Origin of the sequence: Maribacter sedimenticola, from assembly GCF_900188415.1 — a bacterium.
Classification (GTDB): domain Bacteria; phylum Bacteroidota; class Bacteroidia; order Flavobacteriales; family Flavobacteriaceae; genus Maribacter; species Maribacter sedimenticola.
Genome location: NZ_FZNV01000003.1, coordinates 743,296 through 764,363, shown reverse-complemented (window position 1 = coordinate 764,363; position 21,068 = coordinate 743,296). Strand labels below are relative to the sequence as shown.

The following is a 21,068-nucleotide window of genomic DNA, read 5'->3' as shown; positions in this document are numbered from 1 at the left end:
CAGTTTGGTCATGTGCTATTTAATAGTGGGGAAGTTCACGCGCTGGTTTAACCCAAAATCTGTGGAATTCTCCAATAACAAATATTCACTATAGTAATTAGCTAGGAAATTTAATGTTGTGGTATGTTCTGTTTCTGTTGTGAAACCGCAATAAAAATGGGTTTGATTTTTAGTAAATACCCATTTTATGCCCTATTTAGTGCATTTGACCGATCATTAAGATTCTTCTTTTGAGGTAATTTATTTAAACCAACAATGTTCCAATAGCCATGGTAAAAGTTAAATTTAGCGACCTAAATGGAAGAAAATTGCAGTGCAAACACCAACTGTACATAAAACGCAATACAGGTAAAATGTACCTTTAAATCAGCAAAAAAAAGGGTTGATTTGATTAAAAAGCGCATGAATTATCAATTGTTTATTTTGGGGATTAAACACGAAAGTTTAAAGATTTGATACCTTTATGACCAAATATTCCATAGCATTAAACTCAACTAGTTTGAACCAAAAACTTTTTATTGTAATTTTTCTGGTTTCCATTTCAAATCTTTACTGCAAAAATTCTCTTGAAGGCAAGTGGTTTTGTCATAAAGTGGTCTACCAAGATGGAAAGGATTTAGAGGTTAATCATCCTTTGTTCGCATCTTTTCTATCTTATGAATTTACTTCGGGAAAAGCGTATATATCCATTAATTATGAAGAAAAGGGAGTTCCCAGTAAGTATACTGTTTTGAATTCTGAACTTCATATAGGATTTAGAAAGTTTAGCTTTTCATTTGATAATAAATTTTTAGTGTTAAAGGAGCATGGTGATGAATTAAGTTATTATTTTTTAAGAAAAAGTGATTTTTTGATTGAAAACAACTTGTATCAAGAAACCTATTTTATCAAAGGAAATGATACTATCTTTCATCGGTCGTTTAGCTTAAATCCTGAATTTTATTACGAAACCTCTTTTTCAAACTATCTGCGGAAATCTATATCTAACTACTCAAAGACTAGTGCACAAAGACATCAATTTAAGGGTTCGTTCGTTTTAACCAGAAATAATGAAATTCTGGATATTATGGTAGAGCAGGGAATAAACAAAAGCTTCGACAAATCCTTTAGGAAAGTCGTTCAGGATTCAGAAAAATATTGGAAAAACAGTACGGGAAAAGATATTTTAATTGTACAAAAGTTTAATTTTTTTGAACAAGGCAAATACTTTATAAAAAAAGAAAACTGGGACTTTTATCATCATGTAAAAAAAGCAGATGATTATTATAAAACCCTTGATTTCATTTCGGCAATTGATTTTTATGAACAAGCGTTGGATATAGCGATTTCGGAAAACGAATTTACCCATATAATGCTTAGGGACATGTCAAGAAATTTAGGGATTTCCTATTTGGCAACTGGAAAAATTGAAAAAGCTTGCGAAAGTTTTAGAATTGTAGGTGATGAACATGATTTTAACTTTAGAAATTTCCTGTTAAAGTTCTGCAAGTAACCTACCTACACTACATTGTGTTTTTTTGATTGATTAAAATAACGATCATATTATACAGGTAGGCGTTTTCCTTTGGAAAAGTCTACAGCTCATTATGCTTTAACCGATATCTTTCAATAAAAATGGAATTAATTAATGGAACGGGATATAACATAATTGGTTCAATTATTATTATTATAGCCTTAAATAACTCTTTTCAAAATATTGAAACTTGCTTCAAATTCGGTAATTAAATCAAAAACCATGTGCAAATAGTTAGTTAAACGTTTTACTACCAAATGTCCTTTTCATTAACATTTATTTAAATGTGCAATAATTGAATATTTCTAATCTCTCTGATAAGAATTATGAACCACCAAATGGAGCTCTATGAAGTACTTAAATAGTAAAACTATTGGTGTTGGAGTTGTTGTTATTGGTGTCATTTTATTGAATGAGCGTATTGTCCAATCTCCAAACAGATTTTAAGACCTGTATCAAAACATTATAGGAGTAGAACTGCAGGTTTATAAAAATCTTAATGATTTTAATTCTAAGTTGTGTAACGTGTTGTTGCACGTTACAATAATTTGGCGGGTTTAAAAGAGCCCTTTTAAACAACGCAATATACTATGCCCCAACATTATCTTTCTGCTATGATTAAAAAGGTGGTGAGCTGCCTTTTAGACCGTTAAATCAAAAGCATGTTAGAGTTATAATTACACCCTTACATTGCCTTTAAAAAAGCTTTTGAGCATCATAGGTCTTTGCACTAAAGTTATATAGCCAAAATGCGCAATTAAAGGTTAAATGACACGCTGCTATATAGTGGTGATATGGTAGTATCGTTTGGGATGTAAATTAACTCGCATAATAATTTATTAAACGGAATAGTACCAATCAAAAAGGTTTAAAAATATAAATATCCTTCTGATCACAACCTTTAACTATCAATAAATAATGATGTATAGGGTTAATTTATATTACTAAAATACGGTAGGAAATGGACCGTGATACTATACTGAGCATTCGCAATCTTAGTTCCCTGTAACTGAATTTTAGTATAAGGTCCTAAAGGTTGTGAACAGCTTTGATAAAGAGTGCTGTTTATAATTGGAAAAGAGTTAATTGTTTAGTGATAATGAAAATTATGCTTTGGAAGGTGTTGAACGTTCGGTTTAGATCTTTGTCAGGATCATGCCATATGTTCCTCGTTTACACGCATAATCCACATCTTTTCATTATACGCATCATTGAGTTTAGAATAGTATGAGATTAAAGCATTGGTCCATGAATCATGCTTTTTTAAATAGACATATCTATAATTATTCTCAGGATTGATGAAATAGCTGGCACTAAGACCAAAGGAATTTAAAAGTTGTACAAAACGTTTTGCATTGTTAGGGTTTGCAAAGACATTTGCAATTAGATAATAGCCAGACCCTGCACCTTCAATAACATAAGATTTGGATTTGATATCATTTGCCGCCACGTTATCTTTCACAACTACATTCTTTGAAAGAATAGTATCATCATACTTTGAGGATTTTTGCTGAATCTTTTTAACGTTACTAACATAAGCATCGTTTGTATATCTATTATCTACGTTCATTATCCACATCTTACCGTCATACCTTCCGTTTAAATTGGAATCATGGGCCGCCATGGCCTCCTCAAAAGTTTCAAATCGTTGTAGGTAAACATATTTAAGGCCGTTGTTGGGATTATCAATAACATCCGCATCTATACCTTGTTCGTTTAAAGAACCCAAAAACTTATCCATATACTTGCCCCCTTTATATACATTGGCAACTACATAATAGCCATCCTTAACATTGGGCAGGTCCTTGAACCTTCTGCTCTTTACCTTGTCCTGAGCGGATTCTTGGCGAGTGCCGGTTGTCGTAGTACGATTGTTGATCGCTACGGCATCTTTAGGTTGTGTATGTTGCAACTTGTTTACCTCGTTGGTCTGGGAACTAATTTCCTTTACAGGTTTAAGTACTTTTGGTGATGCTTCATTTTGAGAAAGCGCAGATTCCATACCGGTGGTAGTAGCCTCTTTTTCTTGTATAGAAGCCGGTTCCTGAACATTATCCTTAGGACTTTCCGCAAAAGCAACTCTATCCTCTTGAGGAGAAATAGGTTTATCAACAGAGGCTATATTGGTATTGTCCGTTTTATTCATAAATAGGTCCTTTGCCTTTTTCTCCAAGTCTGGTCTATTGCCATTGGTTTCGTTTCTTACCATACGCATGACCATTTCAAAACGACGCTCTAGGTCGCTTTGTCTTGCATTTTCAATTGAATCTTGACGAAACATCAATTCCTCTATAATGGCATCATTTTCTGCCAATTTTTGTTTTAGTATAGCTACCTCTTCATTGGTGGCAAGATTCTCGGGCTCCAGGTCGTTATTTACCAGTTCATCTTCAAAATCGTCCTCTAACATAACCCTGTCCTCGGTAAGGTTGGGGGTAAAGGAATAGGCAAAGGAAATCTCATGGGTCAATCCAAAATTATCAAAATTATTGGACAGCCCTTTTTCCATGGTATATCCTAAAGATACTCTTCGGTTTAAATTAAAACCTACACCTGCCGCTGCGCCATAGAAGCTATCATAGCCACCTTGAATCCACCCTAATTTTGGTAAATCCAATATTAAACTACCGCCTAATGTAACATCTTCTTCCCCTATCTTTCTAACACGTGCCAAAGGCAACAACCTACCTTCTTCCAAAATACCTGATTGATTTTGAAACTGATGGGTATATTGTAAATGGCCCGAAAAGGTTTTGTCTTTAAACGCTGTTAAGGACTCACTGGTCTTAATATTATAATCAAACAGATTTTCAGCAAACATTCCTACATCAAATTTACCATAGGACAAGTTGAAACCAGGTTGAAAAGAAATGAGATTTTGATCTTGTAAACCGGCCAAGAATGGATCTTCTTCTACCGTAGAAGCCCTACCTTGGTCAAAACCGCTATTATAGTAAGAAACATTGGCTCCAAAAGTAAAGTTGCTTTTATCGTTAAGTTTAATACCATAGGCATAGTTGGCCAAGACACCAAAGTTACTTAAGGTTCCCATTCTTTGGGAATATAGGCTCAATCCTAAACCAGTTCGATCACTAATACGACCACTATAGCTTAAAAAGTAGTTTTGGTTATTGTCATCAAACTGAACGGATTGATTTCTGTGCAGCAGGTTAATATAGGATTTATCTTCCCTAACCGTAGAAAACGTTGGGTTGATCAAAAACCTGTTATACTTCAATAAGTTCTGTGCAGGTACATCATAGGCCACAAATGGACTATCTTCCTGAGCAACCATTTTTACAACGGCGAACAAAAATAACAATAGGTATAAAACACTTTTCTTTAGCATGGTGGGCTTAACGTATTACTGTGATTGTTCCTTGTTTAAGGACATCACTGGCGTTTCTTATCTTATAATAAAACACCATATTTTGTTTGGTGAACGCAGTGGCTGACTGCGGCCAATTATTTTTATAGCCAAATTCATTAATTACTTCTTGGCCTTGTTCGTTATATATGATAACATTGATATCCGGTTTGTTAGAGTAGGAATTAGGAATTATCCATTGATCGTTGATACCATCTCCATTTACGGTAATTACGTTAGGAACCTTAAATGTATCCAATAAGGACACCTCCACTTGTTTTACAACGTCGCAATTATCTATGCTAGCAATTAAGGTATAACTGCCCGGCTCCGTAAGTGACAAGCTGTTGGATGCACTTAGTTCTTCATTGTTGGTGTTCAACCATCTATAACTTGTACCTCCGCTAGCGGTTATTGTTTTTGTTGATCCTTCCGTTAGCACAATATCTGAACCTTCATCAATGGTAATCAAGTTCTCGTCCATTGGTGAGATTGTTATTTCATTGGAGACCAAAGAACATCCATCGCGATCTAACACCAGTTGATATATGCCAGTTTCAGTCACGCTCAATGAAGTGTCGCTCGTATTTATGGAAGCGCCGTTTAATTGCCAGTTGAAATTCCCTTCACTCAGATCAGTGTCCGTAGATAACGTAATGGCTTCACCCATAGCACAAAATACTGTTCCCGAACTAGCTATGGACAAGGTTTCGTTGGTCAGTAGTTGTACTGTCAAGGAATTGGATGTAGCATTGAACGTTTCAATACTTGCCGAAAGTCCATAGACTCCGTTCTCACTATTAGAGCCAATACTAACCGTCTGCCCATTGGCTCCGTTAATCGCTACATTATCTTTTTCCCATTGGTAAGTAAATGCATCTATTAATGCTGAGGTTACATCTGTAGTAGAGCCATCCTCCGCAATTGCGTTGATACGCTCCACACCCAAATTAATGGAAGTAGATTCACATGCATTATAGGAATCGTTATAAGTAATTGTTATGCTAAATGATTCTGGACTTACCACGTTTACCATCTCAGAATTCTTGCTAGTGACCGCACAAGAACCACCTGTTTGGGTAACTTCAGCATAATATGAACCTGCTTGTGTTATCGTTAAGTTATCAGAAGTTTGGCCATTAAGTTCAACGCCGTCCTTAAACCACTTAAAGTTTGGAGTATTTGCCGTTGTAGCAACCGTTAAAGTATGGGTTTGTGAAGGTAATAATACCAGATCCGTATCGTTTTGTATGGTCACGGTGAATGCATCTGCATTGGAAATGGTAATAGGTGCCGATTGTTCGTTACAAATACCGGTTCCGGAAATTTCAACGACATAATCACCCTCAAACCCATTATTGGAAGCGTTTACGGAATAGGTAGATGCAATTGCACCGGTAATGGCCGTACCATCTTTATACCATTGATAATTCCAAGAGGGGTCGGTAGTATTAATACTTAGGGTTTCTATATCTGTACTACATAATGAAGTTTTTGTTGGTGCATTTATAGCAATTCCGTTACCAGATGCCCCAATACTAACATCAACAATGTTAGAATCTGTATTACCAGAACCTGTACAAGAAGGGCCATAATCAACATAGGCATTATACATACCGGATTGCGTAACGAATAAGGTATGTCCTTTTTCACCACTAATTTCGGTACCACTACGATACCAAATATACTGATAGGTTTCTGGATTGGGAATATTATCAACTTGTAATGTTATGGGTCCCGTACTGCAAACACTTCCGGGAGGAATACCATCGCCTATCTCACTAATGTTAAGACTACTGGTTACATCCATATAGTACATATTGAACGCTTCTGATTCTGCACCAACCTTAACCGGATCAGTACTTCTTACACGTAATTTGTACCCTTGTCCTCTAGTATCGGTAGGGATTGCAAAATTAACGTCAAAGTTTTTAACTGAATTTTTGTCGGTTATGACAAGCAATTCGGTTGCAGACCCAAAATTACCCGAAGCATCTGAAAGCTCCAATATAAATTGGTTGGCGGCATTTGCGGTACCGGCCCATGTGATATTCACATAATAATCATTAAATCCTCCATTTCCCGCACAAACGGATGTCCATGGGGAATTACCGGATAAATTTGGGTTATCCGCAGGTTCCGGTGCATTGATCACTATTGCCTGTGCTGATAGTTGGAGAGCTCCAAACAGCATTAGCAATGCGCTAAACATGTAATTTCTGGTCAAGTTTTTCATAAGTATTTGTAGTTTTGGGGGCCACTACGGTTGAAAAGTCGGTTAATAAATTATTTACTTCACCTACAATTCATAGTCAAATATGTCAATATTACCGACGAAATGGAATTTTATGTTGTCGGAAGGAACATTTCTGTTGTGAAAGTCATTTAAAATAAGGTCAGTTATATTTAAACCTTTAAGTTAAGTCAATTTTGCTACTTTTGTAGACTGAAATTAAACGACATGAACGAGACATCAAAGTCTTTGAATTTTATTGAACAAATAGTAGAGGAAGACCTTGCAAATGGCTATGGAAGAGAGGATCTACGTTTTAGATTTCCCCCAGAACCAAATGGATATTTGCACATTGGTCATGCAAGTTCCATTTGCTTAAATTTTGGTTTAGGTTTACGGTATAATGCACCTGTAAATCTGAGGTTTGACGATACCAATCCGGCAAAAGAAGAACAAGAGTATGTTGATGCCATTAAAAAAGATGTGGAATGGCTGGGCTTCTCGTGGGATACCGAACGGTATGCGTCTGATTATTTCCAACAATTATATGATTGGGCCATTATTTTAATCAAGGAAGGAAAAGCTTATGTAGATGATCAATCATCTGAAGAAATGGCCGACCAAAAAGGTACACCAACAGAACCTGGCACCAATAGTCCAAATAGAAATCGGTCCATTGAAGAAAATTTATCCCTTTTTGATCAAATGAAACGCGGTGAATTTGGTGAGGGCACTCATGTACTTAGAGCTAAAATAGATATGTCCTCATCAAATATGTTAATGAGAGACCCTATCATGTACCGGGTCTTACATAAGGCGCACCATAGGACAAATACCGATTGGTGTATTTACCCTATGTATGATTGGACCCATGGCGAAAGCGATTATATTGAGCAAGTATCCCACTCATTTTGTACGCTAGAGTTTGCAATGCACCGTGAATTATACAATTGGTTTTTGGACCAGGTTTATGAGCCTGGTAAGATACGGCCTAAACAGCGTGAATTTGCGCGTAGAAACCTTAGTCATACGGTTGTTAGCAAACGAAAGTTGTTACAATTGGTAGAGCAAGGTTTTGTAAACGGATGGGACGATCCAAGAATGCCGACGATTTCTGGATTGCGCAGAAGAGGATATACTCCTGAATCCATTCGCAACTTTGTGGACACTATCGGAATCGCCAAAAGAGACAATCTTATTGACGTTTCCTTGTTGGAATTTACAATAAGGGAACATTTAAATAAGACCACCCATAGGGTAATGGGGGTTTTAAATCCATTAAAATTGGTAATTACTAATTATCCTGAAGGACAAACGGAATGGTTAGAGGCCGAAAACTCTCCAGAAGACGAGCATGCCGGATCAAGGCAAGTACCATTTTCTAGGGAATTATATATTGAGCAGGACGATTTTAAAGAAGAAGCTAATAAAAAATTCTTCCGTTTAAAGTTGGGAGGAGAAGTTCGACTAAAAAACGGATATATTATTAAGGCGGAGAGCTGTACTAAAGATACCGACGGGAATATTGTAGAGGTACAATGTACTTACGACCCTAAAAGTAAAAGTGGAAGTGGTACCGAAGAAAGTTTAAGAAGGGTAAAGGGTACTTTGCACTGGGTGTCAATAGCACATGCAATTAAGACCGAAGTAAGGTTATATGACCGTTTATTTACCGATGAAAGTCCGGATACCCACAAGGATAAGGATTTTTTGGAATTTATTAATCCAGATTCCTTGAGCATTATTACAGGTTATGTAGAACCAGCTCTAAAAAATGCTGCTATAGGCGACCGTTTTCAGTTTCAACGTTTAGGTTATTTCTGTGTTGACCCAGATAGTAACGACAACCTATTGGTTTTTAATAGAACAGTAGGGCTTAGGGATTCATGGGCTAAAATACAGGATAAAAAATAGGTAGATTTCAAAACGTTTGCACTATAATAAAATGAAATGCAAGAGGCCATTAAGCATAATGTTTAATGGCCTCTTTCTATATGTGTACTTGTACGACCAACAAACTCTTTGAGTCTTTCTATTGTACAGGTATAATACTAATCCTTATTCCTTAGGCTTTGGCTTGTTCGTTTTTTTCATGCTTTCCCCTATCATATTACTTGCGGTAAAACTTGCCACCATATTGTTCAGCATATCACTTCCCGCTTGTGGGGAATTGGGCAATAAAATCAGGTTGGTATTTGTTTCTTCCCCAATACTCTGAAGCGTGTCATAATGTTGTGTTACCACGATCAGAGCAGAGGCTTCCTGTGAGTTTATACCCACTTTGTTCAATACTTCTACGGATTCTTCAAGTCCCCTTGCTATTTCCCTTCTTTGATCGGCTATACCTTGCCCTTGTAACCGCTTGCTTTCCGCTTCTGCCTTTGCTTTTTCTACAATTAAGATACGTGCGGCATCCCCTTCAAATTGCGCTGCTGTTTTTTGACGTTCAGAAGCGTTTATGCGGTTCATTGCTTCTTTAACCTGCGCATCCGGGTCAATATCCGTCACTAAGGTCTTTATAATATCATAACCATAATCTAGCATGGCATCCTGTAATTCTGATTTTACCGCTATGGCGATATCATCTTTGCGTACAAAAACATCATCCAACTTCATTTTAGGAACCTCGGCCCTTACTACATCAAATACATAGGAAGTAATTTGTTCATGTGGATATTCAAGCTTATAAAATGCATCGTATACCTTTTCCCTGATAACCACATACTGCACGGAAACCTTAAGTTTCACAAAAACATCGTCCAAGGTTTTTGTTTCTATAATCACATCAAGCTGCTGAATTTTTAGACCTATTCTTGCCGCTATCCTTTGTACGAATGGAATCTTAAACTGGATTCCGGAATGACGGACACTGGTAAACCTACCAAATGTCTCAATTAATACCGCTGTCTGCTGTTTTACAATAAATACACCGGATAGCACGGTGAAAATGACAAGAAACGCTATCGGAATCCAAATAAATGAGCCCATAATTATTAATTTTATAGTTAATACTGGAAGATACAGAAACCCTTCTTAATATAAGTAGCTAAATGTCCGTATTTGTTACACCCCTGTATTTCTTTAAGTTATATACTTGACATCTTATTTTGCCAGTTATAATTAAAACATCAAGCTAAACCACTTTAAACTATATTTAAAGTATCTTTTATCACTCACAATACCTGTACTTATGTTAATAACGGTTCATCCAAAGTTGCCCATGCGAAATAAGACAATGACCAAATCATACTATATAAAATCTCTTGGTTTTGAAGAAATAGGCACCCAAGAATATCCTGATTATCTTATGCTTAAGAAAGATGCGGTCGAATTACATTTTTTTCTATTTAAAGATTTAAATCCTAAAGATAATTATGGCCAAATCTACATCAGAACCAATGCAATAGACGAAATATACCGTTTGCTATTAGAGCGGCGAGTATCAATACATCCCAATGGAAAACTAGGGATAAGACCTTGGGGACAAAAGGAGTTTTCCCTTTTAGATCCGGATAATAATTTGTTGACATTTGGTCAAAGCAATATTTAATACCACTTAGTATAAATAGATAAGGCAGCTGTAACAGCTGCCTTATCCTACGGGGTTAAGTTTATTGTATTAAATATCAAAACGATCCAAGTTCATAATCTTGGTCCAAGTTCTTGTGAAATCTCGTACAAATTTTTGTTTTGCATCTTCTGTTCCATAAACCTCTGCAAGAGCACGTAATTCAGAATTTGAACCGAAAATAAGATCTGCCCTTGTGGCGGTCCATTTTACGTTACCGGTCTTGCGGTCACTTCCTTCAAATATCGTGTCATCCTCTGTAGTGGCTTTCCATGTAGTGCCCATATCCAATAAATTAACAAAAAAATCATTGGTCAATACCCCTGGATTATTAGTAAACACACCATGGTTAGAACCGTCATAATTAGTTCCCAACACACGCAATCCACCAACAAGAACGGTCATCTCTGGAGCGGTCAATGTTAGTAAGTTGGCTCTATCCACCAAAAGTTCTTCAGCATTAACAGAATATTTTTGTTTCGTAAAGTTTCTGAATCCGTCGGCAATTGGCTCTAGCGCTTCAAAAGCTTCTACGTCGGTCATTTCCTGTGTCGCATCGGTACGGCCCGGAGCGAATTCCACTTCTGTTTCAAAACCTGCCAAACGGGCGGCATTTTCAACTGCTGCAGTACCTGCCAAAACAACTAAATCGGCAAATGATACTTTTTTGTTGCCAGACTGCTTATCGTTGAATTCTTTTTGTATTCTCTCCAAGGTCTGAACAACTTTTGTCAATTGCGCGGGATTATTAACTTTCCAATCCTTTTGCGGTGCCAAACGGATTCTACCTCCATTGGCCCCTCCACGTTTATCAGAATCCCTGTAAGTAGAAGCGGACGCCCAAGCAGTAGCTACCAATTCTGAAGTTGAAAGTCCAGAAGATAAAATACTTTTTTTCAATTCTGCGATATCGCTATCATTTATCAATTCAAAATCAACAGATGGCACTGGGTCTTGCCATAATAGTTCCTCTTGTGGCACTTCAGGTCCTAAATACCTTTCCTTAGGTCCCATATCACGGTGGGTCAACTTAAACCAAGCACGAGCATACGCATCTTCAAATTCTTTTGGATTTTCCAAAAAGTGTCTGGATATTTTTTCATAATCCGGATCCATTCTTAGAGACATATCCGTCACCAACATAAACGGCTGGTGTGTTTTCCCTTCAATATGGGCATCTGGCACCGTTCCTGCGCCGGCATCACCAACAGGCTTAAACTGCCAAGCCCCTGCAGGACTTTTAGTAAGTTCCCATTCAAATCCAAATAAGTTTTCAAAATACTTATGGCTCCATTTAGTGGGTGTTTGGGTCCATGCCCCTTCTAATCCACTTGTAATTGTATCTGCACCTACACCAGAATTATAGTTGTTTTTCCATCCTAAGCCTTGGGCGGTTATATCTGCAGCTGCTGGTTCAACCTCAATATAGTCGTCCGGACTGGCAGCACCATGTGTTTTACCAAAAGAGTGCCCTCCTGCAATCAAGGCAACGGTCTCATAATCGTTCATTGCCATTCTTTTGAACGTTTGTCTTATATAGTGCGCTGCCTCCAAAGGATCAGGGTTTGCATTGTGCCCTTCTGGATTAACATAAATTAAACCCATATGTGCAGCACCAAGCGGATTTTCCAATTCGTTTCCGCCCTCGTCGTATCGAGATTTATTTCCTAACCATTCCGTTTCAGAGCCCCAGTAAATATCTTCTTCCGGCTGCCAGATATCCTCACGTCCTCCCGCAAAACCGAACATTGGTAATCCCATACTTTCATGAGCCACATTTCCGGTCAATATCATAAGATCCGCCCAAGATAATTTTCTACCATATTTCTGTTTAATAGGCCATAACAAAAGTCTTGCCTTATCTAGATTAGCATTGTCCGGCCAGCTGTTCAATGGTGCAAATCGTTGATTTCCAGAACTAGCGCCGCCCCTACCATCTGCAATACGGTAAGTACCAGCACTGTGCCAGGCCATACGGATAAAGAATGGTCCATAATGGCCATAATCCGCAGGCCACCAATCTTGACTCTTGGTCATTAAATCTGCAATGTCCTTTTTAACCTCTGCAAGATCTAATGTCTTAAACTCTTCAGCATAATTAAAGTCGTCATCCATTGGATCTGCCTTTTTAGAATGCAGTCTTAGGATGTTTAAATTCAGCATATTTGGCCACCAGTCTCTATTGCTGGTGCCGCCACCTGCAGCTTGGTTCAATTGGCCGTTCAAAAACGGGCAATCGGCAGCAGATGATTCATTCGTGTCCCAAGCTTCGCCTTTTCCATTAGTACTACTCATGATATAATTGATTTTTAAAGTTGTCCATATCTATCGAAAGTAAATTTATCAATATTTTATTTATGAAGTTTAGTATTTCAATAGATAAAAACTATGCAATATTTTTTATCTCAATACAATCCTTACTTTAATCCAATATGATTCATTTTATCTGGCATCCATCTTTTAACAATACCTTATATAGTGTCCTTTTACAAAACTAGCTATCTTGCGCAACAAGGCGTAGACACCAATTTAAGTTGAAAAATTGAATGGCAGTAAAAAAGAGGCAAAAGCAGGCCAAATGGTTACGTAGGTTTAGAAAGATACATAGGGCTACAGGGGCGGCACTTTTTATTTTTTTCTTTTTTATATCGATTACCGGCCTTTTATTGGGTTGGAAAAAACATAGCGGTGGGCTAATACTTTCAAAATCTTACCAAGGAACATCCACAGATTTAGCAGATTGGTTGCCACTTGATAGTCTTCAGGTTTTAGCAAACACCTATTTAATGGACAATGTATCGCCTAATTTATCTACGGAAATTGATAGAATAGATATTAGAAAAGACAAGGGAATGGTCAAATTCACGTATACCGATCATATTTGGGGCCTTCAACTAGATGGCACTACAGGTAAACTCTTACATACGGAAAAACGTTATTCTGATCTTATTGAAAGAATCCATGATGGATCTATACTGGACCAATATCTAGGAACTAGTAACAACCCCTTGAAAGTACTGTATACATCTATTATGGGCGTTGCTTTATTGATTTTTACAATCACAGGATTTTGGTTATGGTACGGCCCCAAACGAATGCGCCGAAACAATTAATTATCTTAAAACATTGGCTTTGTATGTAATTACGCAGCCTTATACCTATGCAAAAATCCACTAAAAAGAACGAGGAGAAACCACCTGTATTACACCCGCGAAATAAACACAAGGGTAGGTATGACCTAAAGGCACTTTGTGATTCGTCCCCAAACCTCAAAGAATTTATAATAAAAAACAAATACGGAAAGCAGTCTATAGATTTTTTTAATTCTACGGCAGTAAAAGCATTGAACACGGCATTGGTCAAAGTTCATTATGGAATAGAATATTGGGATATACCAAATGGTTTTCTTTGTCCGCCCATTCCCGGTAGGGCCGATTATATACATCATTTAGCCGATTTATTGGCTTCCACAAACAAAGGGGTCATTCCTGTAGGTAAACACATAAAAGGCCTGGACATAGGAGTTGGGGCCAATTGTATATATCCAATAATTGGAAATGCCGTTTACGGATGGTCGTTTGTTGGAACGGATATTGACCAAAAGAAGATAGATTCGGCGGTGCTTATCGTCACGAAAAATTCAACTTTACAAGATAAGGTAGAACTTAGGCTCCAAACTCATCCCGGGCAAATTTTTAAAGAAGTAGTGGATACAGATGAGAAAATTGATTTTTCCATCTGTAATCCCCCTTTTCATGCAAACCAAAAAGAGGCAGAAGCCGGCACATTGCGAAAATTAAGCAATCTTAAAAAGAAGCGAATAAAAAAACCCGAACTAAATTTTGGAGGTCAAGGTGGTGAGCTGTGGACGGACGGCGGAGAAAGGAAGTTTATTCTTAATATGATCAATGAAAGCAAATACTTTGCAAAACAATGTGCTTGGTTCACTACATTGGTGTCAAAGCAATCCAATCTTAGAACATTTTATAACCGTTTAGAGGAAATTGGGGCTGTTGAACACCGTACAATACCAATGGGACAAGGAAACAAACAAAGTAGAATAGTGGCTTGGACCTTTTTAACTGCACAAGAACAGCAATCTTGGGCAGCGAACCGATGGATAAATAAGACGGATAATTAAGTTATCATTCTTATTATTAATTTTTATAGATTGCCGAAAGACTTTGAGTACCCGGAAGTTTAAAAAATAATTTTATCATATAAGGCCATGCTACTTATTCTTAAAAAGGGAAATGATGTGCAAACCCATATGATTTATCTATAGCCTTTTTAAGGCTTATTTGACCCGTACATATCGTTTTGGGCGATTTTATTTTCCTTAAGCGTTAGGGCGGGCAAATTCTTTAAACACCCTCTTAAAAGCGTTCGTATGGCCGGAGAAAAAGATTTAAATTCCTTATTAAAAGATTTACATCCAAAATTAAATCCTGGAACCTATGTTTTCATCACTACTAAAGCACCTCTTGATGTAGACCGATCCCATATTATATTTGAATTTAAGGAGTTTGAAGGGGTAACCCATATCATTTCTAAAGAAAAAGCAGAAGAACTCGAATTGGAATATGCCTTTGTATCTTCTTGGATAACTTTAAACGTACATTCCTCATTAGAGGCTATTGGCTTAACCGCCGCGATAGCTGGGGCTTTGACCAAAATAATATTAGCTGTAACGTTGTTGCGGCCTTCTATCATGATCATCTTTTTGTTCCGGAAAACAAAACACGTTTGGCGATGGATGTTTTGGAAAAAATTACCGAACATTTATAACCACTATACCGGATGGTTCTTAAGAACGGATTAACCCAATTTACTTAACGCCATTTGAATTCTAGAAATACTTTCTTGTTTTCCTAGTAGTTCCATAATGTCGAAAATATGGGGGCCCTTCATGTCGCCCACTAAAAAAAGGCGTAACGGGGGCATAACCTTACCGAAAGAAAGCTCGGTTTCCGTGATCCAATCCTTGACCAACTGTTCCGTATTTTCCGAATCAAAATTGGAAATGGATTCGAGAACCGTAATCAATTGATTCATGATGTCGGCGGTATCTTCTTTCCATTGTTTCTTTACGGCCTTTTCATTGTAGGTAGATGGTGCAATAAAGAAGTAATCGCTCAGCTCCCAAAAATCCGATACAAATACGGCCCTTTCCTTGATTAAGGAAATGACTTTGGTGATATAGCCCAATTCTTTTCTGTTGGCGTCATCCGCATATTTATCCACCGTAGGAAAATACAGTTTAGCCAAATCCTCATTATTACTCTTTTGTAAATAATATTGATTGTACCATTTGGTTTTTTCTGGGTCAAAACGAGCACCACTTTTGTTAACGCGTTCTAAACTAAATGTTTCCACCAGGTCCGATAAAGTAAAAATCTCTTGTTCTGTTCCTGGATTCCAACCTAATAAAGCCAAGAAATTAATTACGGCTTCTGGAAAATACCCGGCTTCCTTATACCCTTCTGACTCTTGCCATGATAATGGAAAGACAGGGAAACCCATTTTTTCACCATCCCTTTTGCTCAATTTACCTTTGCCAACCGGTTTCATAATTAAAGGTAGGTGCGCAAAATTAGGAGCTTGCCACCCAAATGCATCATATAGTTGTTGGTGCAAGGCCAAGGATGGCAACCATTCCTCACCACGTATAACATGGCTTATTTCCATTAAATGGTCATCCACTATGTTGGCCAGATGATAGGTTGGCATTCCATCACTTTTAAATAAAACTTTATCATCAAGAATATTCGTATCAATTTCAATATCACCACGAATAATGTCCTTTAAGTGTAATTTTTCATCGGGTGGCGTTAAAAATCGAATAACATAATCCTCTCCATTATCCAAACGCTGCTGAACCTCCTCTGGCATTAATGAAAGGGAGTTGTCCAGTTTTAAACGGTTATGCCAATTATAGATAAAAGTTTTTCCTTTTTGTTCATGGTCCTTTCTGTGGAAATCCAATTTTTCGGCCGTATCAAAAGCATAATATGCCTTACCGTTATCTATCAGTTTTTGTGCGTATTCCTTATAAAGTGATTTACGTTCACTTTGTCTATAAGGTCCAAAACCTCCGTCTTTTCCTATTCCTTCATCAAAAGGAATACCACACCAATTAAGGGCATCGATAATATATTGTTCCGCACCTTCTACGTATCTATTCTGGTCCGTATCCTCTATTCGCAAAATAAATGTGCCTACATGTTTTTTGGCAAAAAGGTAATTGAACAAGGCCGTACGAACACCACCTATGTGTAAGGGGCCAGTAGGGCTGGGAGCAAAACGAACGCGAACTTTAGAAGACATAATTTGATATTAAGGGTGCAAAGATACATAACCCCATGTATTTTATTTGCTAAACAAAATCATATTCCCAATTTTGGACAAAACCTAAAATAAATATTCAAAACTGGTTGTCTCATGGGTTTTAACAATTTATTCCCAACAAACATAGGGTATAACCGTTATCTTGGTATAAAAAAGAACCATTGCAAGATTATAAATACATATTAGATAAGCTAAACCAGTTTATAAAAAAACATTATTCAAAGATTCTACTCAAAGGTTTGTTGCTGTTCATTGCCTTTGGATTACTGTTTTTTCTACTCATTATAGGTGTAGAATATTTCTTTTGGCTCAATACCACAGGAAGGTTTATTCTGTTCGGTATTTTTTTGTTGGTAGAATCAATTTTACTGTTCAAATATATCTTAACCCCCATATTTTACCTTTTTCGAATTAAAAAAGGAATAGGACCAAAAGATGCTGCGGTTCTTATTGGAAAGCACTTTCCTGAAGTTGGCGACAAACTAACCAATTTGATAGAACTTGCAGATGACAAACAACAATCAGAATTATTATTAGCCAGCATTGCCCAACGCTCCAAACAATTGAACCCGGTTCCCTTTACAAATGCTATAGACTATAAAGAAGCTTTTGGTTATAGTAAATATGCCATTATACCACTTTGTATTTTGGCAGTAGTCTACATATCCGGAAATTGGAATTCATTTTTTGGTACTTATGATAGGGTAGTGAATTATCAGTTAGCGTTTGAAAAGCCTGCTCCATTTCATTTTGAATTAATGAACAAAAATCTAAATGTATTGGAGGACCGCTCATTAACTGTTCATGTAACGACCAAAGGATCTATTAAACCAGAAAATGTATTTATAAATATTGAAGGGAAAGAGGTTTTGTTACCATATGAAAACGGATTTTACACGCATACCTTTAAACCTCCCTTAAAAAACACATCGTTTCATTTAACGGCGAACAATGTTACATCAGCTACCTACAACTTAACTTCTTTGGACACACCGTATATATTGGATTTTAGTTTACAGTTGAACTACCCTACATACTTAGGTAAAAAAAATGAAACAATAAAAGGAACGGGAAACGCTGTAATTCCAGAAGGTACCGAGGTTTCATGGAAAATTAACGCAAAAAATACCGAGAAGATTAATTTGATTACTAGTGATACATCATTAGTCTTACAAAATAATGAAGAACTATTTAATATCAATAAAAGAATTTATAACAATCTAAAATATCAATTAACTACCAGTAACGAAAATGTAAGTGATTATGAAGAGTTGTCCTATGCACTAACCGTTATAAAAGATGGTTATCCTACAATAGAGGTAACCCAAATCCTTGACTCCTTAAACCTGAACGTGTCCTATTTTACAGGAAATGCATCAGATGATTATGGATTGGACAATATTACTTTGGTCTACTACGAAACTGCAAATGAAAAAGAATCACAAACACTGGAATTGAGTAGACCCAAAAACAATTTTGAACAATTTTATTATACGTTTCCCTCCGGTTTAAACCTTGATGCGGGTAAAGATTATAGTTACTATTTTCAAGTTACGGACAATGATGCCATACATGCAGGTAAATCTGCTAAAACACAGGTTTTTCAACAAACTTTATTAGATGATGATGAATTAAGAAATAAGGATTTGGAATCACAACAAACATTGATTAAGGACTTGGATAAAACCTTACAACGCGCAAAAGAGCAAAAAGAATCTTTGGAAGAACTCAACCAAAACCAAAAAGAAAAAAACAGTCTCAATTTTAGTGATCAAAACGAAATAAAGGATTTTCTGAAAAAGCAAGAAAGACAAGAACAACAAATGCAAAAGTTCAGCAAAGAGTTGAAAGAAAATCTTAAAAAAAGTAACCAAGATAACAAATTAAACCAATTGTTACAAGAACGTTTGGAACGGCAAGAACTAGAAGCAAAAAAGAACGAAAAATTATTGGAAGAACTAAATAAGATAGCTGATAAAATCAACAAGGAGGAGTTAAAAAAGAAGTTGGAGGAACTAGCTAAAAATCAACAAAACAGTGAGCGCAGTCTGGAACAATTGTTAGAACTGACAAAGAGGTATTATGTTACCGAAAAAGCAGCGCAATTAGCTAAAGACCTTGAGGATTTGGCCAAAGAACAGGAAAAACTATCCACGGAAGTAAACGACAAAAACAAAGTTGAATCACAAGATAAATTGAACAAAAAATTTGATGCCATCGAAGCAGAGTTAGATGATTTGGAAAAGGACAATGAGGCATTAAAAAAACCAATTGATTTAAAAATAGAAAAAAGCAAAAAAGATGGTATTCAAAAAGACCAAGATGATGCTTTAAAAGAACTACAAAAAGAACAAGATATAAACCAATCTGAGAAAAATCCAGCAGCGGAAAAACAAAAATCCGCATCAGATAAAATGAAAGAAATGAGTGAAGATTTGTCGTCTTCATCTGCAGGTGGAGGGGGTGGTTCTTCCTTATCTGAAGATGCAGAAATGTTACGTCAGATATTGGATAATTTAATTATTTTTTCTTTTAAGCAAGAAAACCTTTATGATCGGTTAAGCGCCCAAAAAGATTATGATGCCAATCAATACTCTAAAACCGTAAAGGACCAAAATGAATTAAAAGGACTATTTGAACATGTAGACGATAGTCTTTTTGCGCTTTCCTTAAGACAGGCAGAATTATCTGAATTTGTAAATGAACAGATTACAGAAGTATATTATAATATTGACAAATCTCTACAAACATTGGCAGATGGTCAGGTTTACCAAGGTATATCACATCAAAAATATGTTCTTACAGCCGCAAACAGTCTAGCAGATTTTCTTGCAGAAGTAATGGACAATATGCAGCAAAACATGCAAATGGGAAAAGGGACCGGAAATAGTGAAAATGAATTTCAACTACCCGATATTATAGAAGGTCAAGAAAATATTGGTCAGAAAATGAATGGTCAAAAAGGAGCTGAAGGAGAGGGTAAAAATGGAAAGAGCGGGGAAGGGAACAAAGGAAAATCCGGAGAAAAAGGCAAAGATGGACAAGGAGGGGAACAGGGTGATAAAGGTGAAGAAGGTTCCGGTAAAAATAGCAAACAAGGAAAAGGCAAAGATGGACAAGGTGGACAAAATGGCCAGGGGGGACAAAATGGTCAAAATGGTAATGGAAATTCCACTTCTGGAAACGCTCAAGATCAAATGAGCGAGGAAGAGATGAAAGAACTTTTTGAAATCTATCAAAGTCAGCAAAAAATAAGGCAAGCTTTAGAAGATCAACTTAAAAACATGATTAACGGTGGTGACCAGAAATTAGGAGAAAAATTAGTACGCCAAATGGAAGATTTTGAGAATGATTTATTGGAAAACGGAATTACACAACGCACTATCAACAAAGCAAATAACATTCAATATGAGTTACTTAAGTTAGAAAATGCTGCGTTAAAACAAGGAAAAAAATCTGAACGGGAAAGTAATACAAACCTAAAAAACTTCACGAATCCTATTACTACTAAACCCTCATTATTAGATAATTATCGCAATGAAGTAGAAATTTTAAATAGGCAAAGCTTACCTTTGCGCCAAAATTTTAGAACAAAGGTAAAAGAGTACTTCAAAGCCCATGATAAACTTCAATTATCTAACTGATTTTCATTTAAACACAGAAGAATTATTTTCTAATTGGTTGTTTAACGTTTGTATTAGCGAAGGATTTTCAATAGGAGAGCTGAACTATATTTTTTGTGATGATGATTATCTTTTAAAAATTAATCAAGACTACCTTCAGCACGATTACCTTACGGATATAATTACGTTTGATTATGTGGAAGGAAAAACCTTATTTGGCGACCTATATATTTCCATAGATCGTATAAAGGATAATGCGAACGAGTTTAATGTTACTTTTGATAATGAATTAAAGCGTGTAATGGTACATGGTGTTTTACACTTAATGGGTTATTCAGATAAAACGCATTCGGCAAAAACAGAGATGCGTTTTAAAGAAGACGAAAAAATAAAGCTGTTCCACGTGGAACAATAAA

The 21,068-nt window shown here is 36.5% G+C and carries 13 protein-coding genes; 8 read left to right on the top strand and 5 right to left on the bottom strand.

Features of this window, described 5'->3' with window-relative positions:
• Positions 1 to 499 precede the first annotated feature (499 nt).
• Positions 500 to 1,492 (top strand): tetratricopeptide repeat protein, encoded by a 993-nt coding sequence (locus CHB68_RS12630; protein WP_143815206.1) that lies wholly within the window; start codon positions 500 to 502, stop codon positions 1,490 to 1,492.
• A gap of 1,174 nt (positions 1,493 to 2,666) precedes the next feature.
• Here CHB68_RS12630 and CHB68_RS12625 read toward each other — a convergent pair.
• Positions 2,667 to 4,862 carry a PorP/SprF family type IX secretion system membrane protein gene (locus CHB68_RS12625; RefSeq protein WP_089261228.1) on the bottom strand — a complete coding sequence of 732 codons (2,196 nt, stop codon included), beginning with the start codon at positions 4,860 to 4,862 and terminating at the stop codon, positions 2,667 to 2,669.
• Positions 4,863 to 4,869: 7 nt separating this feature from the next.
• Positions 4,870 to 7,116 (bottom strand): T9SS type B sorting domain-containing protein, encoded by a 2,247-nt coding sequence (locus CHB68_RS12620; protein WP_245838931.1) that lies wholly within the window; start codon positions 7,114 to 7,116, stop codon positions 4,870 to 4,872.
• Between the two features lie 225 nt (positions 7,117 to 7,341).
• Here CHB68_RS12620 and CHB68_RS12615 point away from each other — a divergent pair, with 225 nt between their 5' ends.
• Positions 7,342 to 9,027: a glutamine--tRNA ligase/YqeY domain fusion protein gene (locus CHB68_RS12615; RefSeq protein ID WP_089261227.1), complete on the top strand. Its 1,686-nt coding sequence runs from the start codon at positions 7,342 to 7,344 to the stop codon at positions 9,025 to 9,027.
• 144 nt (positions 9,028 to 9,171) lie between these two features.
• Here CHB68_RS12615 and CHB68_RS12610 read toward each other — a convergent pair whose 3' ends face one another.
• Complete coding sequence (locus CHB68_RS12610) at positions 9,172 to 10,101, bottom strand: SPFH domain-containing protein (protein WP_089261226.1); 930 nt, start codon at positions 10,099 to 10,101, stop codon at positions 9,172 to 9,174.
• Between the two features lie 232 nt (positions 10,102 to 10,333).
• Here CHB68_RS12610 and CHB68_RS12605 point away from each other — a divergent pair, with 232 nt between their 5' ends.
• Positions 10,334 to 10,663, top strand: coding sequence for a bleomycin resistance protein (locus CHB68_RS12605; RefSeq protein WP_317043824.1), 330 nt, complete (start codon positions 10,334 to 10,336; stop codon positions 10,661 to 10,663).
• Positions 10,664 to 10,732: 69 nt separating this feature from the next.
• On the opposite strand, the gene katG is transcribed toward CHB68_RS12605, so the two are convergent.
• On the bottom strand, positions 10,733 to 12,976 hold the full coding sequence (katG, locus tag CHB68_RS12600; RefSeq protein ID WP_089261224.1) for a catalase/peroxidase HPI: 2,244 nt from the start codon (positions 12,974 to 12,976) through the stop codon (positions 10,733 to 10,735).
• A gap of 251 nt (positions 12,977 to 13,227) precedes the next feature.
• Here katG and CHB68_RS12595 point away from each other — a divergent pair, with 251 nt between their 5' ends.
• The 3 genes from CHB68_RS12595 (at position 13,228) to CHB68_RS12585 (ending at position 15,503) form a co-directional block, all read left to right on the top strand.
• A complete protein-coding gene (locus tag CHB68_RS12595) occupies positions 13,228 to 13,794 on the top strand; it encodes a PepSY domain-containing protein (protein ID WP_089261223.1) in 567 nt (188 codons plus the stop codon).
• A 47-nt stretch (positions 13,795 to 13,841) separates the two neighbouring features.
• The gene (gene rlmF, locus CHB68_RS12590; protein WP_089261222.1) at positions 13,842 to 14,822 is read left to right on the top strand and encodes a 23S rRNA (adenine(1618)-N(6))-methyltransferase RlmF; all 981 of its coding nucleotides are present in this window, start codon (positions 13,842 to 13,844) and stop codon (positions 14,820 to 14,822) included.
• 249 nt (positions 14,823 to 15,071) lie between these two features.
• On the top strand, positions 15,072 to 15,503 hold the full coding sequence (locus tag CHB68_RS12585; protein ID WP_245838930.1) for an ACT domain-containing protein: 432 nt from the start codon (positions 15,072 to 15,074) through the stop codon (positions 15,501 to 15,503).
• Here CHB68_RS12585 and gltX read toward each other — a convergent pair.
• Entirely contained in the window at positions 15,500 to 17,008 is a 1,509-nt protein-coding gene (gltX, locus tag CHB68_RS12580; protein WP_089261221.1) for a glutamate--tRNA ligase, read from the bottom strand. The two genes, CHB68_RS12585 and gltX, sit on opposite strands and share 4 nt — an antisense overlap.
• Before the next feature lie 182 nt (positions 17,009 to 17,190).
• Between gltX and CHB68_RS12575 the strand changes: the two genes are divergently transcribed.
• Positions 17,191 to 20,673 carry a DUF4175 family protein gene (locus CHB68_RS12575; protein WP_089261220.1) on the top strand — a complete coding sequence of 1,161 codons (3,483 nt, stop codon included), beginning with the start codon at positions 17,191 to 17,193 and terminating at the stop codon, positions 20,671 to 20,673.
• Positions 20,648 to 21,067, top strand: a complete 420-nt coding sequence (ybeY, locus tag CHB68_RS12570) for an rRNA maturation RNase YbeY (protein WP_089261219.1) — start codon at positions 20,648 to 20,650, stop codon at positions 21,065 to 21,067. Before CHB68_RS12575 ends, ybeY begins: the two co-directional genes overlap by 26 nt.
• Position 21,068 lies beyond the last annotated feature (1 nt).

Bases quoted from the DNA above. Each gene is read 5' to 3' on its own strand.
- katG (WP_089261224.1), bottom strand. From the start codon at position 12,976: ATGAGTAGTACTAATGGAAAAGGCGAAGCTTGGGACACGAATGAATCA.
- CHB68_RS12615 (WP_089261227.1), top strand. From the start codon at position 7,342: ATGAACGAGACATCAAAGTCTTTGAATTTTATTGAACAAATAGTAGAG.
- CHB68_RS12620 (WP_245838931.1), bottom strand. From the start codon at position 7,116: ATGAAAAACTTGACCAGAAATTACATGTTTAGCGCATTGCTAATGCTG.
- CHB68_RS12610 (WP_089261226.1), bottom strand. From the start codon at position 10,101: ATGGGCTCATTTATTTGGATTCCGATAGCGTTTCTTGTCATTTTCACC.
- CHB68_RS12605 (WP_317043824.1), top strand. From the start codon at position 10,334: ATGCGAAATAAGACAATGACCAAATCATACTATATAAAATCTCTTGGT.
- gltX (WP_089261221.1), bottom strand. From the start codon at position 17,008: ATGTCTTCTAAAGTTCGCGTTCGTTTTGCTCCCAGCCCTACTGGCCCC.
- CHB68_RS12585 (WP_245838930.1), top strand. From the start codon at position 15,072: ATGGCCGGAGAAAAAGATTTAAATTCCTTATTAAAAGATTTACATCCA.
- CHB68_RS12625 (WP_089261228.1), bottom strand. From the start codon at position 4,862: ATGCTAAAGAAAAGTGTTTTATACCTATTGTTATTTTTGTTCGCCGTT.
- ybeY (WP_089261219.1), top strand. From the start codon at position 20,648: ATGATAAACTTCAATTATCTAACTGATTTTCATTTAAACACAGAAGAA.
- CHB68_RS12595 (WP_089261223.1), top strand. From the start codon at position 13,228: ATGGCAGTAAAAAAGAGGCAAAAGCAGGCCAAATGGTTACGTAGGTTT.
- rlmF (WP_089261222.1), top strand. From the start codon at position 13,842: ATGCAAAAATCCACTAAAAAGAACGAGGAGAAACCACCTGTATTACAC.